Annotated in this window: 10 protein-coding genes; 5 read left to right on the forward strand and 5 right to left on the reverse strand. The window is 45.9% G+C overall.

Annotated elements, in window-relative coordinates; all coding sequences use genetic code 11:
• Positions 1–24 precede the first annotated feature (24 nt).
• Positions 25–705 carry a hypothetical protein gene (locus NDA03_RS03900; protein ID WP_190410032.1) on the reverse strand — a complete coding sequence of 227 codons (681 nt, stop codon included), beginning with the start codon at positions 703–705 and terminating at the stop codon, positions 25–27.
• Positions 706–963: 258 nt separating this feature from the next.
• On the opposite strand from NDA03_RS03900, the gene NDA03_RS03905 reads away from it, so the two are divergent.
• The 5 genes from NDA03_RS03905 (at position 964) to NDA03_RS03925 (ending at position 5,526) form a co-directional block, all read left to right on the forward strand.
• A complete protein-coding gene (locus NDA03_RS03905) occupies positions 964–2,265 on the forward strand; it encodes a glutamate-5-semialdehyde dehydrogenase (protein ID WP_190527153.1) in 1,302 nt (433 codons plus the stop codon).
• A 256-nt stretch (positions 2,266–2,521) separates the two neighbouring features.
• Complete coding sequence (locus tag NDA03_RS03910) at positions 2,522–2,902, forward strand: group 1 truncated hemoglobin (protein ID WP_348237347.1); 381 nt, start codon at positions 2,522–2,524, stop codon at positions 2,900–2,902.
• 51 nt (positions 2,903–2,953) lie between these two features.
• Complete coding sequence (locus NDA03_RS03915) at positions 2,954–3,877, forward strand: bestrophin family ion channel (RefSeq protein ID WP_190986653.1); 924 nt, start codon at positions 2,954–2,956, stop codon at positions 3,875–3,877.
• Between the two features lie 29 nt (positions 3,878–3,906).
• A complete protein-coding gene (folB, locus tag NDA03_RS03920; protein WP_190410036.1) occupies positions 3,907–4,278 on the forward strand; it encodes a dihydroneopterin aldolase in 372 nt (123 codons plus the stop codon).
• Between the two features lie 72 nt (positions 4,279–4,350).
• Positions 4,351–5,526, forward strand: a complete 1,176-nt coding sequence (locus tag NDA03_RS03925) for a patatin-like phospholipase family protein (protein ID WP_190686716.1) — start codon at positions 4,351–4,353, stop codon at positions 5,524–5,526.
• A gap of 41 nt (positions 5,527–5,567) precedes the next feature.
• On the opposite strand, the gene NDA03_RS03930 is transcribed toward NDA03_RS03925, so the two are convergent.
• The 4 genes from NDA03_RS03930 to NDA03_RS03945 all read right to left on the reverse strand — a co-directional run bounded on the left by NDA03_RS03930 (position 5,568) and on the right by NDA03_RS03945 (position 15,920).
• On the reverse strand, positions 5,568–8,552 hold the full coding sequence (locus NDA03_RS03930; RefSeq protein ID WP_348232640.1) for an EAL domain-containing protein: 2,985 nt from the start codon (positions 8,550–8,552) through the stop codon (positions 5,568–5,570).
• Between the two features lie 279 nt (positions 8,553–8,831).
• Positions 8,832–9,539 (reverse strand): hypothetical protein, encoded by a 708-nt coding sequence (locus NDA03_RS03935; protein ID WP_190410039.1) that lies wholly within the window; start codon positions 9,537–9,539, stop codon positions 8,832–8,834.
• 260 nt (positions 9,540–9,799) lie between these two features.
• Entirely contained in the window at positions 9,800–15,484 is a 5,685-nt protein-coding gene (locus NDA03_RS03940) for an alpha-2-macroglobulin (protein WP_348237397.1), read from the reverse strand.
• A 277-nt stretch (positions 15,485–15,761) separates the two neighbouring features.
• Positions 15,762–15,920 (reverse strand): hypothetical protein, encoded by a 159-nt coding sequence (locus NDA03_RS03945; protein ID WP_348237349.1) that lies wholly within the window; start codon positions 15,918–15,920, stop codon positions 15,762–15,764.
• Positions 15,921–16,225 lie beyond the last annotated feature (305 nt).

Here is a 16,225-nt window from a genome sequence, read left to right on the forward strand (position 1 = left end):
AAATTTCATCGCCGCCAGCGATACTCAAAGAGTATCGCTGGCGGTAGATTCATCATCTTCTGAGTAATCTCCGCTTAAATATTGAGCAAGAAATTTGTCAATAACTTTTACAATTTCTCCGCACTCAGGGCTATCGGAAGACTCTTGGAGGATATCTCTATCTAAGACATCTAGCTGCTGATTTTCTATCACCAGCTCTTCTTTCAGCAGAGATTTACCTAAATCAAGTGGAAATTGCTGAAGGGAGTCCTCAAGCGATCGCAAACTTTCTACTAAGTCTAACTGCAATCGATCTACCATTTGGAGACGAGTCTCTACGTCAGACTGCGATTGCACAAGCGCGTCGAAATACTCTAATGAATCTAAGGGCAAGTCTATCGCGGGGAGGCGTTCATCTAAATCAATGTCTAAATCAATGTCTAACAGCTCGACCGGAACACTTCTAGTTGAACTAGCCCGTAACTGCTGCGACTTTTGGCACTCTTCAGCACTATTAGCCAACAATTGCTGTAATTTTTGACAGGTTTTAGGCAAATTAGCCAGCAACTGCTGGGATTTTTGGCGCTTTTTAACGCCATCAGCTCGTAACTGCTGGGATTTTTGGCACTCTTGAGCCAAATCAATCCGTAACTGTTGTCTAGATTGCAACTGTTTATCTGCGGGTGGGCTAGCAGAAACTAACAGTTTTTTTTGATGTATACTCATTTAAGTTATATTTTGTAATTTTTCTGAAAATTTTATTTTCATACTACTTATATATTTTACAAACAACAATTAAGAATTTATTAAAATGAGCTAAAATCGAGCTAATAAATTTAATTTATAAATCAATTAAAAAGTAGTAAACCTATCTCTAGCCTTAGGTTCATCCGATTTAAACTCAGGCATCCCATCTATTAGAATTTAAACAGAAGCCACATTTTGCTAAACTTTGGCTTGAACGTAGGCGTTTGATTCAGAGCCATGACTTCCCAGATTGCTTCCATGTCCTTAAGTGCGATCGCTCAAAAAACTCGTCAAGCAGCGCGAAGCTTGGCAGTGTTGTCCGCAGAGGCGAAAAATCAAGCGATTGAAGCGATCGCGCAAGCGCTAGAATCCTCAGCATCAGAGATTGTGGCGGCGAATGCGGCAGATTGCAAGGCAGCGGAGGCGGCAGGAATTCCCAAACCGCTTTACGCTCGCTTGAAGTTAGATGAAACAAAGCTAAAAGGCGCGATCGCGGGAGTGAGAGATGTGGGGCGTCTGCCCGATCCCGTGGGCGCAGTGCAGGTTCACCGGGAACTGGATGAGGGATTAATTCTCAAGCGCGTTACCTGTCCTCTAGGCGTTCTGGGAGTGATTTTTGAAGCGCGTCCCGATGCAGTGATGCAAATTTCCACTCTTGCCATCAAATCTGGCAACGGTGTTATCCTCAAATGCGGACAGGAAGCAGTGCGTTCTTGTGAAGCGCTGGTGAAAGCGATTCGCCAGGGATTAGCGAAGACTGAAGTAAATCCAGATGTAGTGCAATTGCTGACAACGAGAGAGGAAACCTTAGAACTGCTGAAATTAGATCAATTTGTAGATTTAATTATTCCTAGAGGTTCTAACTCTTTTGTCCGTTTTGTGCAAGAAAATACTCGGATTCCTGTTTTGGGTCATGCGGAAGGGATTTGTCACGTCTATGTGGACAAAGCGGCGGATCTGCAAAAAGCTATCTCGATTACCGTAGATGCCAAAACCCATTACCCAGCCGCCTGCAACGCTGTGGAGACTCTGCTAGTGCATCAAGCGATCGCATCGGAATTGTTACCGCAAGTTGCGAATACTTTGCAATCAAAAAATGTAGAATTGCGAGGAGATGAAAGCACCTGCGAAATTCTGAACATTACACAGGCGACTGAAGCCGACTGGGCGACAGAATACAGCGATTTAATTCTCTCAATCAAAATTGTGGATTCTCTCTCAGAAGCGATTGACCATATTAATACCTACGGTTCTCGGCATACTGATGCCATCGTGACAGAAGATACTGCTGCTGCAACTAATTTTCTGGCACAAGTCAATGCTGCTGGAGTCTTTCATAACTGTTCAACTCGCTTTGCCGATGGCTTCCGTTACGGATTAGGCGCAGAAGTGGGAATCAGTACTCAAATGATGCCTCCTCGCGGCCCTGTAGGCTTAGAAGGACTGGTGACATACAAATATCAAATCGCAGGCGATGGGCATATTGCTGCCACCTACAGCGGTGCAGATGCCAAACTCTTTACTCATCGAGATTTGTAGACACCGAATCTAGGTGTAGTAGAAATACTCGGCGGAGAATCTCCCTAAATTTTCTCACCCCCGAAAGCAGCCCAGTGAAGGTCGAAGATAAATTTTTCCAACAGAAGCCCAGGAAAAATTTTATTCGCGAGTGCTGGGGTGTACTTTAAAGTAGGATTGAGGTTTTTTAAAACCTTAAAATACTTACCGAGCGATCGCTAACTTTGCCAGTTGCCAAGGAGAATTCAGGAATTATTTAATTCAAGAAGAAGCCATTATGAACTCACAACTATCACTTTATGAACGCCTGGGCGGTGTTTACAATATTGCAGCCGTAGTCGATGATTTCATTGACAGAATCATGGTTGACCCGAAATTGAATGCAAATCCTCTCGTAGATGAAGCACATCACCGAGTGTCAAAAGCAGGTTTCAAGTATCTGGTTACAGAAATGGTTTGCTGGGCGACAGGTGGCCCGCAACAATATACGGGTCGTTCAATGCACGATTCTCATGTTCATCTGAAAATTTCTCCTGAAGAGTGGGAAGTATTTCTGGCGGATTTTCAACAAAGTTTAGATAAGTTTGAAGTTCCTCTGACAGAACAGAAAGAGCTATTTGATATCGTTGCCAGCACTCGGCAAGATATTGTTGAATGAAGGCGATAACGATGATTTAATCTTTTTCTGCTTCAGTGAATAAACAGCAGCATGACGATTGAGAATAAAAACTGGTTTGCAATGGCTTTACAGTTGAGGGGATCGGTCGCACCGACTATTTTTCCCCGCGTTCTTTTGTGTGGAGGGTTTGGTTTTTTCGTTTCTATTCTCGATTATTTTAAATTACCGATTGCTGGAAACCTTTTAGATAATCTGGTTACTAATGTTGTTTATAATCTGGTTTTAGGCTTATTATTGGTTTTCCGGACAAATACGGCTTACGAGCGGTTTTGGGAAGGGCGCAAATCCTGGGGGCTTTTGGTGGTGAACGTCCGCAATTTAGCGCGGCAAATTCAAGTATCGGTTGCGGAACGAGAATCAACAGATAGAGAGGATAAAGCAACAGCGATGCGGTTATTAGGAGCTTTTGCGATCGCAACTAAGTTACAGTTGCGACAAGAGGCTTTAAACGACGAGTTAGAAGAGATAGTAACTCCATCGCAATTTCTTCAGCTCAAAAGCGTTAAAAACCCTCCGCTAAAGATAGCATTTTGGATTGGGGATTACCTACAGCAGCAACACGAGCGGAACTCCTTAAATAATAATCAGTTAGCTGCAATGAATGGATTGCTAGATCAAATGGTAGAAGCTTTAACTGGCTGCGAACGCATTTTAAAAACCCCCATTCCTTTAGCTTATGCGATTTACCTAAAGCGACTGTTGCTGATCTATGGCTTCGCACTACCTTTTCAACTTGTCGATACTTCCGGCTGGTGGACAGGGCTAGGTGTCGGTATAATTAGTTTTATTTTATTTGGGATTGAAGAAATCGGTAATGAAATTGAAAATCCTTTTGGACGAGATCCGAATGATTTACCATTAGATGATATTTGCACCACAATCATTGAGAATCTTGAAGATTTAACGAAGATACCGGAGCAAAGTTTAGGAGAAATTTTGGCTCCTCAGGTTTGAAGTAGCAAGGAAATTAAGTTTTTGACAAAATGGATAGCATTCAGCTAACAGGAATTCGCTGCTACGGCTACACTGGTTACTTACCAGAAGAACAGGTATTGGGGCAATGGTTTGAAGTAGACGTAACTTTGTGGCTAGATTTGGCACCAGCAGGCATCAGCGATGCCATAGAAGACACTCTGGATTACCGCGCGGTGATTTCGACAGTGAAGGATTTGGTAAAAACCGCTAAGTTTGCCCTCGTAGAAAAGTTAATCAGCGCGATCGCAGATGCCATCTTAGAATTCAAACAAGTGTCACAAGTCCAAGTGCGGTTAACGAAACCGGGCGCACCGATTCCAGACTTTGGCGGCAAAATTACGATTGACATTACGAGGGCGAATCAAAAGGGCAATGGGTAGAAGACCCGTAAACAAGGAAGGATGAGCAATTAGCGATTAGATTTGACAGCAATTTTTTGTGGGGAAACAAGCGTGACTTTTCGCATTTTGAGCTTTGACGGGGGCGGTATCCGGGGTGTCATTTCGGCAACGATGCTGACGGAGATTGAGAAAATTATCGGTCAGCCCTTAAGCCAATACTTCCACTTAATTGCAGGAACCTCTACCGGGTCAATTTTGGCGGCGTCGATTGCTAGCGATCGCACAGCCCAGGACATCGTGGATGTGTACCAGAACAAAGGGACTCGAATCTTTCCCTACCGAAACCTTTGGTCGGCGCAACGGGTAGGGTTGCTTCTTCAGTACGGCCCTTCTGCCCCTAAATACTCAAACAAAGGTTTGATTGAATCTCTTAAAGAAGAATTTAAATACAAAAAACTGTCGGATATCACTTCAACAAAACTCTTAATTACTGCCTACGACACAATTAAGCGAGAACCGATTATTTTTAAAAGCTGGCGCAAAATATTTGCTGAACTTCCCTTATGGGAAGCGTGCCTCTGTTCTGCTTCTGCCCCAACTTTTTTTCCTGCCTATAGACTGGATAAAAAAGAAGAAGGGATTGCCCAAGGCGGAGATACAAACTCGATTACGTTAGGGCAAGAAGCCGCAGAAGACAATGGTGATTACAATCAAATGCAAATTGAAATCATCGGCGGGGCGGGACGCGGTCAGATTCGTAGCATCATTGGTTACAGAGGCGGGACTCGGATGGCGCTTGTGGATGAGCCGTGGAACGTAGTGCCTAATAATACTTCTGCTTACCGGATTACTAACGTATACTCGGTGATTGACGGTGGTGTTGGGGCAAATAATCCCACAGCTTGCGCGATCGCTGAAGCCCTGCGGTTAGGTTATAAACCCCACGAAATTTCAGTTTTATCCCTCGGTACGGGAAGTCTTACCCGCGCAATTCCGCTTGAAAGTGCCCAACAATGGGGTGCGATTCAGTGGGCACTCCCGATTCTTGATGTAATTTTTGATGCTTCGTCAGATATTAATAGTTACATTGCTAAACAGGTGATTGATGAGGATAGTCGTTACTTGCGCTTGCAATTTAAACTCGATAGCAAGTTGACTGGGAAACGATTGAGTGACGATATCGATGATGCGAGTCCGGCAAATGTCATGAATCTAATTGAAGCCGCCAAAGTCTACATCAACCTACCACAAGTGCAAAGATCGTTGAGGGATTTTATAAATAGTTAGCAGACTCAGAAAAATTAAAAATAAGATGATTTTGAATGGTCTTACCATTGGGGCATTGCGGCGATTAATGCTCTAGCAGATTCGCTATCTAGTGGCTTGGAAAAGAAGAATCCTTGCCCAGCTTCGCAGCGTAGCGATCGCAGTTGTTCCATCTGAGCCGCCGTTTCTACACCTTCTGCGATCACATCTAATCCCAGATGATGAGCCAGCGTAACAATCGTTTTTACAATCTCAGAATTTTCGCCTGCATCCATCCGGCTAACAAAGGAGCGGTCAATCTTCAGAGTATTGAGCGGAAAGCGGTGCAAATAGCTCAAAGAAGAATAGCCGGTTCCGAAGTCATCAATACTAAGTTGAATTCCGGAGTTGCTTAGTTGCTCTAAACTAGCCGTAGCGGCGGCAGCATTTTCCATCACCACACTTTCGGTAATTTCCAGTTTTAGACTTGGTGCTGGTAACTCGGTTTCTTGGAGAATTTGCTGAATTTGCTCGACTAAATTAGGTTTGGAAAACTGTCTGCCGGAAAGATTAACGCTGATGGTTAATGGTGCTAAGTCAGAAAATTCTTGTTGCCAAAGCCGCATTTGACGGCAGGCTTCGCGCAGAACCCACGCTCCCAAAGGGATGATTAAACCTGTTTCTTCTGCGATCGGGATAAAATCAACTGGGGAAATCAAGCCGCGAAACGGGTGAGACAAGCGTACCAGTGCCTCGAAACCAGTAATTCTGCCAGTCATGAAGCAGACAATGGGCTGATAGTGAAGCAGGAAAGAATGACTGAAGGATGCGGACTCACGACTGAGTGAAGAGTAACCAGAAGAATTGACAGTTTTTGTTTGAAGCCGGTCTTTTACCTCAGTTCTGGCTAGGGCTTGTCTGAGATCGTTTTCTAGTTGCAAGCGAGCCACCGCATGAGTGTGCATAGCGGTGGTAAAAACTTCGTAACGGGCTTTGCCTAGTGCCTTGGCTTGATATAAGGCGATGTCGGCGTCACGCAGAATGTCTCCGGGGTAGGGGCAAGTTTTGTAAGTGCCTGATGAACCTCGTTGCTCGATTGCACTTAAGGTAATGCCAATGCTGGCTGTCACAACGACTTCGTGTCTGTCTAGGTTGAAAGGATGCCGGAGGTCTTTTTGGATGCTTTTGGCGATCGCTTCTACAACGTCGATATCTTGAATTTCTTCTAAGAGGATGACGAATTCATCGCCCCCAAGCCGTGCCACAGTATTGCTGCTACACACAGAGGCTTGCAGGCAAGAAGCGACGCTACTTTGCAGTCGCTTTGCTAACGCAATCAGCAGCTGGTCTCCGATGACATGACCGAGGCTATCATTGACGACTTTGAAGCGATCGAGATCTAGAAATAAGACGGCAAACAGATATTCTGGCTGTCTTCTGGTTCGCGCGATCGCCTGGGACAGTCGCTCCATAAATAAGGCTCGATTGGGCAAACCTGTCAGCGGATCGTGAAAGGCATCATAGATGAGATGTTCCTCAGCCACCTTGCGGTCGGTAATATCCGTCTGCGATCCTGCCATCCGGTAGGCTTTGTCATTGGCATCTCGAATCGCCATTCCTCGACAAAGCATCCATCGGTAGGTTTTATCCTTATGTAACATCCGATATTCTTTCTCGAAGTGGTGAGTCAACCCTTCTACATGGGCAGCGATCGCGCTTTTGACTCGCTCCAAGTCTTCTGGATGTACGCGGTTAAACCACTCCTCCGGGCTGTCGCCAATTTCATCCTCCTGGCAACCCAACATCGATTTCCATCGCGGCGAAAAATAGAAGGTTTCCGCTTTCAGGTTCCAATCCCACAAACCTTCATTACTCCCGCGAACCGCCAGCGCATACCGCTCTTCGCTTTCTCGCAGCGCCTCTTCCGCCAGCTGGCGTTCGTTCGCCGTTGCCAAGACATTCGCAACCGCTTGCAAAAAATGAACTTCGTCTTCCGTAAACCTTCGGTAGTCAGGGGTGTGAACGCTCAAAACACCGAACGGGTTCCCCTGACTATGAATAATCACACTCATGCCAGCGATCGCACGGTGGTTGTGCAGCAGTGGCGTTCCAGAAAACCGCGTTTCGATCCGGAGGTCTTCCACAATCACTGGCTTCCCCGTCAGCAAGGTATATCCTGCCTGGGAACGATCGTGGGCACCGATGATTGCCGAACCCACCAACCCTTCCTGCCAACCAACGCCCGCTCGCATGAACAAAGCATTGCCTCCCGGCATCAGTTCCAGAACCTGGCAATAGGGCACTTCCAGGGTTTGGGCAACCAGCTTCACCGCTTCTTGCATCAGCGTATCTAGATTGGTGCCAGAGAGCGCCCCTTGCCCCAGTTGCGCCACGACTGCTGAAGCCCGCGCATGGGATTTTAGTTCGTACTCAGCAGCTTTGCGTTCGGTAATATCTCGTTGCACCGCTAGCAAATGGGTAAACCAACCCGTACTATCTGCCAGCGGTAAGATATTCAGTTCTACCCAAAAATCGGAACCGTCTTTACGGTAGTTAATCAACTCGACTCTGACTGGCTCCCATCGTGACAAAGCTTGACGAATTTTATCGAGTTGCGATCGCTCAGTTTTCGGCCCTTGCAACAACCGCGGAGTCTTACCGATTACCTCTTCCGGTTGATAGCCGGTCATTTGGGTAAAGGTCTGATTTACATAGACAATTCTGGGGCCAAGCGGCTCTTCCAATGGCTCAGCTTCTGTAATGACAATCGCGTCATTTGCATTGATAACAATGGATTCTAGTAGGCGCAGGCGCTCCTCAGAGAGCGTAAAGAAACGCTCCTGCTGTTCTTCCCCTGGTGGGTGCGATTGGGGGGCACGGGTTAAGCGGTTCAAACCACGGCGTAGTTCTTGTTGAGCCGCAACCTGACGAGCGATGATTCGCAGTGCTTCGGATTGTTTTGGGCTAATCTGACGCGGCACGAAGCTTATATTTTTATCAAAGATACGAGGGTGATAATTCGTATCCAGCTTAACTGCTTGATTCGCAGGCCGTTTTGGTTCGATCATTCATAAATGCTTTCGACAGGTTGGACACAGATAGGATGCAAACCCGTTTTATTAACCTTTGTTTTCTTATTTTGCCTTTTTTTTAAGGATCATTTTAATTTCTTAATGCTTCTCAATCCTCTAGGGAGGGATAACCGTGTTATAGGCAAGTTGTTGGCAAGCAGATCCCCTAAAAACGGCAAAAGGCAAGGGAATCGTCCCTTACCCTTTTTGCCTTTCCAAACTGAGCCTCTTTCCAGAAAATTTATCTTTTACCTTGGAGCCGGTTCAGCTTTCCTTTTAAGACTCGGTTTCGATAGGAAAAAACAGCATACTATCGGGTTCAAATCTCCAGGATATTCCTTCTGGATCTCGACCTTGGCTCCAATCTGCGAAGTATGGCTCACTTCTGCGTTTGTAAATGGTACTGGAATGAACATCCAGCCGCCTTGCAAGTTCAGATTGAATCAGCGCTTTAGAAGCCCTCTGTTCGTCAGTGGGTTCGTTTTCAGGTTCCTCAAACTCCTCGTCATCAGCTAATTCCTGTGGTTGCTGCTCTTTGCGGGCAGGTGCCACAGCTTCTGGAGCATCATTGACATAAGATTGGCGGGAAGGTTCGCTGTCATCAAAGATGCTACCTAAAGTGTTGGCAGTGATAAAGTAATACACTTTGCCTTTGTCTTGATAGTCAAGGGCACTTGCCCCAAATTCTTGGGCTTTTGTATCCAAGTACCGCTGCGCTGCTGCTCCAGAGAGATTCGCTTTCATTGCCAAGTCTAGTGCTGTAACGCGCCCTTGGGTTTCCTGAATCAGCTGATGGAAAAAAGGATTGACTTGCTGGCTCCACTTTTGCCATTGATAGTTTTGCCAAAGCCTTAAACAGATGCCCACCAACACCAGTGCCAGCACTACAGGCCATGCTACAAACAGGAAGGCGATCGCAAACGCCAATGGCAAGAGGACAACAAGAAAACCACTGGCACTACTATTTATTGTTTTTCCAGCCATGTTGCTTCCCTTATGAATTTACTTAGTCTTGATATCGCCATAACTGCCGTTGTGGCATAACAATCTAACTAATCTTTGCAAAGAAAGGGCGATCGCGGCAAAACTAATCGGCAAACAAGCAAAAGTTAAAAAGCAAAAGTCACACAAAAGGCAAAATCAGGCAAAAAAGAGGTGCTATCATTCGCAAAACAGATGATGGCACCCCATAGTTCTCCTTCCCTAACGTCAGCCGGGAAGAAACTTTATGTTTCCTTTGCGCTCTAATCCGACACTTTCAAAGTAGAAGAAGCTGAGCGTCCAAATTCTTCTGGTGCATATTGTAGATGAGCTTCTGCACCAGGCCAAAGGAAAGTGCCTGGAGTGACGGAACGGACGAGGTAGTGCAGGGAGTAGACTCCGGCTTCCAGGCGATCGCTATAGGCAACAATGCGATCGCGGTAAATTGTCTTGAAGCCAAAGTTATCTTCTTTTGCCTGCAATGCAGCCGTAGAAGTTTGGAAACTTGCATCCACTGCCTCAAACCCGGCTGGGAGCGGATCGGTAATGACCACACGATTCACTGGACGATCGGTAATAATCTCCAAACCGATATCAAACACCTGACCGCTTTTCACCGTCAACGGCTCATCAGAAGCATAAAGACTGAGCTTTCGCAACACCTTTTCTTCACTAGCGGGACGGATTTCGCGTGTCACCCGTAAGCCGTTAAATCTTCCCGGTTGATTTCCCTGTAGGCGATAGCGGTAGGCAACCAAGTAGTGCAACGTGCCTTGACCAGATTTTTGCACAATCAGATCGTGGCGATCGCGTGGCAACTGGGTCATCGGCACCTTAAGATCCTGGCTGGGGTTGGTGTATCCCTTAAACTGGGCCGATGTCAATTTTTTGCCAGCGAGTTTCACCGTTGCGGCAAAGTTAGGCGGTGTTGGCTGCGTCTGACTATATTCCACCAAAGCCGTGAGTGCTTGAGCGTTGTCGTAGGTATTCTGCCAAGTGCCGTTTCGTCGCAGTGTCAGGAGACTTTGCAACAACCGATCCAGGATTTCTGGGTTAGTCTTTTGCGCGATCGCAAGGCGTAAAGCTTGAGCTTGCGCTGTTGTTGCCGAGTTGAGCCAAGATAAACCTTGGGGTAAATTTACCGTAGCAGTGCGACCCGTTTGATAAATATTCTGCTGGAATTGTTTCGACAGAGTTTGAGATTCTTCTTGCCACTCTGGAAACTGAGATAGGTAACGCGCCAGCTTAATCTGCGTAACCGGATCGAATTGACTGCGCTGTGCGTAGATGTCTGCAAGGAAGTCATTGCGCTTTTCTCCCAGTTCCGCCAAAGCAGAGAGTGCTTCTAGTCGTACCTGATTCTTGCAGAGTGGTTGCTTACAAAAATCATATTGACCGGGATCTGCAAGAATTTTCTTCAAGTAAGTCGTCAAGCGAGACACCATTCTCGGTTCTATCGTCAGTCCCGCTTTCGAGGCTCTTGCCAAAGCTTGAGCTGCGTAAGGAGATACTAACGGATCGGACTTCTGTTGACCAGGCCAAGCGGCGAATCCACCATCCGGTTGCTGGAGTTTTTGCAGGTGTTCTAGAGATTGGTTCGCTTGTTGAGTTGGGTTGAATTGTGCAAAGGTTTGACCGTATTTTTGAGAAAGCGTTTGCAAGCTGGATGCGATCGCTAATTGACTCGCCGCCGGTTCCAAGAATGGCAATTGCTCATCCTGCAATACTTGACGCGCTGGTGCGGTAATTTCCGGTATCAGCGTACTGGCAAGGGAAATCTCCAAACCTCCCGCATCAGGGACAACCTTTTTATCCACATTCAGGGGAATTTTTACCTGATTCGTAGTGGTACCGCTTTCTACGACTTGTTCGGTAATCTCTAGCGCTTTCACCTCCAAAGGCACTTCAAACGCATCAGCAGTTCCATTCAACTGAGTAGTAAACTTCACCTGAGATTTACCGGGACTTCCTGCCACGATAGGAAAGCGATACGCACGAGTGCCAGATTCTGCTTTGGTTTGCAGATTAGCGGGTTTATTTGCAAACTGAAGCGAACCGTTCGCCACACCGTTAATTGCCAGATTTCCGGTTTGTTGGGTATTGTTCGTGACAGATAAGCCAGCTTCCAAGCGATCGCCCGGACGTGCAAATTGCGGCAAGATCGGGTTAGACAGCAGCGGTTTCGTCGTGATAAATGTCGCTTCGCCGTTGCCAAAGTGCAGATTACCATCGGTAGCAACTGCCATCACCCGCCACGTTGTCAAGTCATCCGGCAACTTAAATGTCACCTCTGCCTTCCCTGTCGCGTCTGTGAGAACCGAGCCGTTGTAGTAAGCTAAGGCTTGGAAATCCTTGCGGGTGCGGGTATTCGCTGCGCCTGCTGATTGTCCCCCGCCATAACCCCAACCTTTGGGTTTCGTCATTGAGGTTGGTTGCACCACCACATTAGGACGATTATCGCTAAATCGAGTTGAAATCGGCTGTTCTGCATAAACAGTCTGCACCAAATCCGGCGGACGATAACCGCTCAGTTGCAGCACCGCTTCATTTACCGCCATGACGGTAAACTGTCCTTGGGCTGGGTTGCCTTGTGCATCCTTGAGTTCTAGCTGTACGGTTTCTGGGACACCCGGTTCTAGTTGCGTTTGAATGGGGGTAACTTGGACTTTTAAATACTTATCATCCAAGTTAGTTTTAAAAGGAGCAAACCCAATCCGCACCAAGTTTTCTAAGCTTCCGGGTTCCACTTGGCTTAGGGGAACGCCTTGGCGAACTAATACCGCTTCTACTGCGGCATTTGGCAACATTTCCGGCGTTACTTGGAATTGAATTTGCGGCGCACCCCCTTTCACTTTGGTAATTGTCTTGTACAGGGGTTTGTCGCGGACAACGGCAAAATATAACTCGGCTTCCGGATAAGGAGATTGAATTAAAGCGGTAGCCGTTTCACCCGGTTTATAGGTGTCTTTATCGAGTTTGACTTCCAAGCGATCGCGATCGCTTTCTCCCCAACTCACCGCATTGCCACCCGTCGCCCAAATCTGCAAATCGGTTGCGGTAACTTCATCCTTGGTGTTTGCAAAGTTTGCTCGAATCCGGTAAGAACCCGATTCCGGAGGTGTCAGCGAAACAGATTGAGGAATGGTTCCAGATTTTACTTCGGTCTGTGCAACTGTCTTATATTCAACCTGATTTTTAGCAGTATTACTGCCTTCTACCACCCGCGTGACGCTGCTAAATTTCATCTGTTGCAGTTCCACGCGCACCCGTTGTCCTTCTATCGCCTTGCCTGTAGGATCGGTAACGATAACTTGGACGGGTAAAGATTGAAGCGCATCCGCAACGAAATTGGATTGTAAACCGATTAAGCGATCGCTTGGCAATACCGTAAACGTCTTAGAATCCGATACTGACAAATTCGACACATCGGAGACTTGCACATCCACCCGATAAGTCATCGGGTAAGGCACATCCTTCGCTATCTTGACAATTTGACTGTTCCCCTTACCATCTAATACCTGGTTTGATTGCAACACATCACTGGAAACAGTCGGACTTTCCTCAGGCCAAAACCACTGTCGCCCAAAGGAAAATTGCTCCCACCCTTTCGGTTTAAAATCAGCTTGCGATCGCGTGACGTAATATTCTGCCTTCCCGCCTTCTACAGGCGCACCAAATAAATAATTGCTCGTGGATTTCGCTTCAACTTGCTGGTCTTTTAGAGCAAATTCTTTATCTAGATTTAGCTCAACCTTAAAATTAGGCGGTTTAAACTCGGCAACGCGAAAGTCACCCAAAACCTCTACACCACTTTTGCCTTTCGCTTGAATCGAATAATAGCCAAGCGGTTGATTAGCCTTAAACGACATTTCTAGAGAAAAACTTCCAAATTCATTGGTTTTTTGAGTACCTAAATCCGTGTTTTTACCATCTGGATTTAGGAGAGTGACTTTATAACTAGCATTTTTGTCCTGCTGAATCTTGCCATTTTGTAAGTAGTAGGCAAAACCCGTAAACGATGCTTTTTCCCCTGGCTGGTAAAGCTGTCTATCCGAGAAGATTACCCCCCGTGAGACTGGCTTCCCATCATCCCATCCAGCATCAACACCATAGCCATAAGCACCGCTATATTCTTCCGTGCGGACAAATGCCCAATCTTGATTTTCACGGGCAATTACGAGCAATTTAGGCCCTTGTTCAAATCCAGTTCTGGATTTTGTGCATTGCTGCATATCCTCACGACGCAACAGTAATGTCCCCGCTTCATCCGTTTTCCCTGATGCACAAGGTACGGGTTGAGGACGAGATTTTGTCTCTAATTTCGACTCATAAATCTCTACAGGTGCAGATGCTACGGGAGAACCATCTGAGAGATGATGCACGCGAATCAATCCCGAATCTGGGAACCACTGTGCAAACACTCCCAAATTAGTCAATTCCACCATTCCATAAGTCGTCGGTTCGCGCCATTGTTGCTTACCATTTTCTTCATAGCGATTAGTTCGCGCCTGAACTCCATAAGCTAACATTCCCGTAGCAGTACCCAGTTTTTCCTGGATGGGAACAGGTACATCAATTAACTGATTTTTCTTACTCGATACCTTGACACTTTGCCAAGAATTGGGATTCGGTAATAAATCATTCCCATCGCCTTTGGGATAAGTGGAATCTACATAAACTAAATCTGTCGGCTGCAATACCCGATAAGCCGCTTTATACTTTGATTCGGGCAAGTTTACAGTGGAAACATTTAACTGTAAATCTTTACCAGATGGGAAAATATTTAGATTTGATGGTACCCAAATATCTCCAGCTACGTCGCCTGTCTCATATTTGAGCGTAACTGGCTTTTCCAATGTTTGCCCAAACTTATCCTTGAGTTTTTTACCGATAGTAATTGTATAAGTAGTGGCAGGTTCTAATGCCCAAGGGTTGAGACTAACAAGACTTTCTCCATCAGGAACTTGAACCAATTTAGGAGTTTCTTTTGGCGTAGGAGTTACAGTAATATTCTCAATCGCTGAATCTGCGTCAAGCCCGTTATTAAATTGCAGTTGAGGGCTTCCTTTGACAAACCGACCATAAGTCCCTCCGGCATCGGGTACTCCGTAATATTTAATTATCAGTAATTTCAAAGGTGAATAAGTAGCTAGCTGACTAGCATAAGACATCTCACTGGGGAGATTCCCCCGATTAGGACGCAAACCCGGAGAAAATTCTAAGCGGTAACGAGTCGCTTTTTCTAAAGTCTGCTGCGGTACTAAATTATATGTCCAGTTGCGGGTTGAAGGGTCAAGTTTCTCCTGTGGCTGTCCATTCTCTGAGGGTGTCTCTTTTTTTTCTAAATCAACTTTCAGCCGTATATCCTTCTGTTTTCCTTCCGGAATTAGCTTCAAATGCTCTTGGACTGAAGCGATATCCAGTTCTACATTTGAGTTAAATTTTAGAGTTGGCTTTAGAGCGATTGCTTGATTATCAGGATTTTCAGGATTAGTAGTCGGTAAATTAGTTAGTTTAATCGGTTCGGTATTGAAAGTCCACGCCAAATCCTTATCCAGACGATGATTTTTTAGATCCGCCAAACCAGCTTTCAGAGTAACTCTGACTCGCGTCGCTTTCGGCAATGCTTTGTCGGCTTGAAATCCCACCATTCGTGGCGTTAAAAATCGAAATTGTCCCGGTAGCGGCGGCAAAATCTCAAATTGTTTCAGCTTTTGCTGTTGCTCGGGGCTATCAAGACTCTCAACAGGAATTAAAGCATCTTTAAATCGAATGCGAATCTGCGCTAGAGGTTCAACTTCCCCAGTCGGGCTAATTTCCTCAATCCAGTCTGGGAGTTGCGGCGTCGCTAGCGAAGGAACTGCTGGAAGCGGTTCATTTCCAGAGAGATTAATCACGCCACATCCGGCTATCCCCAGTACGAATGCTACGACAACCAGAAACCGCATCCAAATTCTCACGATTGTGCCTATCTGTTGAAAGGATTTATCTGTACTATCCTGTGCAAGAAGGGAAGACAGCGAATCTGTATCAGGAATTGAAACTGGCATAACTTTTTCCCTCATTGCAGGTAATTCATCGGAGGGTAAACTACAAGAGTTATCCCTACATGACCCACTAACAAGAGGTCTACATCTCAACGACTCGGTCTTCCGGGTAGCTGAATCATTCCGCTCAAAATCTTTACTTTATATTGAGCTAACGCTACTCACGCTCGGCTAAGCTCTAGGCAACAAGTCTAGGGAAAGCAGTCCAACCCATTGCCTTATCCACCATCCTCAACAGAACTACCTGATTCTGACGATACCCCAATGGATAATGAACTGCAAAACCTAGTTCCAACTTGCTGAGAGCGATTCTTACTTTCATTTGGCAATAGCGCATGGACTGTTTTTTTGGGGTAAATATGGGTATCTACCACATGACAGATAGAGTTCGTCAAACTACTATTGTTCCTGATGGTATTCTCAGCTTGAACGTAGAACGGCGTAAAAATGCTAAGCGACTTTTAAGCTGTGTTTTTGTGGGAAGAAAATTATGTTGTCCCAATTTTTGTATTAAAAGTCGTTTCTCAAACTTACAGGGGAGGATACGACGAGAAGCAGACAAAATATGCCCAGCTAAGTGAGTTGTATTACGTAATTTACAACCCTAGATATTTAAGGGGCGACCAACATGACGCTTTTGAA

The sequence above is a fragment of the Trichocoleus sp. Lan genome (assembly GCF_039961855.1).
GTDB lineage: Bacteria > Cyanobacteriota > Cyanobacteriia > Cyanobacteriales > FACHB-T130 > FACHB-T130.

Excerpts from the sequence above, each read along its gene's own strand:
- NDA03_RS03915 (WP_190986653.1), top strand. The coding sequence starts at position 2,954 with ATGACGATTGAGAATAAAAACTGGTTTGCAATGGCTTTACAGTTGAGG.
- NDA03_RS03910 (WP_348237347.1), top strand. The coding sequence starts at position 2,522 with ATGAACTCACAACTATCACTTTATGAACGCCTGGGCGGTGTTTACAAT.
- NDA03_RS03940 (WP_348237397.1), bottom strand. The coding sequence starts at position 15,484 with ATGCGGTTTCTGGTTGTCGTAGCATTCGTACTGGGGATAGCCGGATGT.
- NDA03_RS03900 (WP_190410032.1), bottom strand. The coding sequence starts at position 705 with ATGAGTATACATCAAAAAAAACTGTTAGTTTCTGCTAGCCCACCCGCA.
- NDA03_RS03930 (WP_348232640.1), bottom strand. The coding sequence starts at position 8,552 with ATGATCGAACCAAAACGGCCTGCGAATCAAGCAGTTAAGCTGGATACG.
- NDA03_RS03945 (WP_348237349.1), bottom strand. The coding sequence starts at position 15,920 with ATGCGCTATTGCCAAATGAAAGTAAGAATCGCTCTCAGCAAGTTGGAA.
- NDA03_RS03935 (WP_190410039.1), bottom strand. The coding sequence starts at position 9,539 with ATGGCTGGAAAAACAATAAATAGTAGTGCCAGTGGTTTTCTTGTTGTC.
- folB (WP_190410036.1), top strand. The coding sequence starts at position 3,907 with ATGGATAGCATTCAGCTAACAGGAATTCGCTGCTACGGCTACACTGGT.
- NDA03_RS03905 (WP_190527153.1), top strand. The coding sequence starts at position 964 with ATGACTTCCCAGATTGCTTCCATGTCCTTAAGTGCGATCGCTCAAAAA.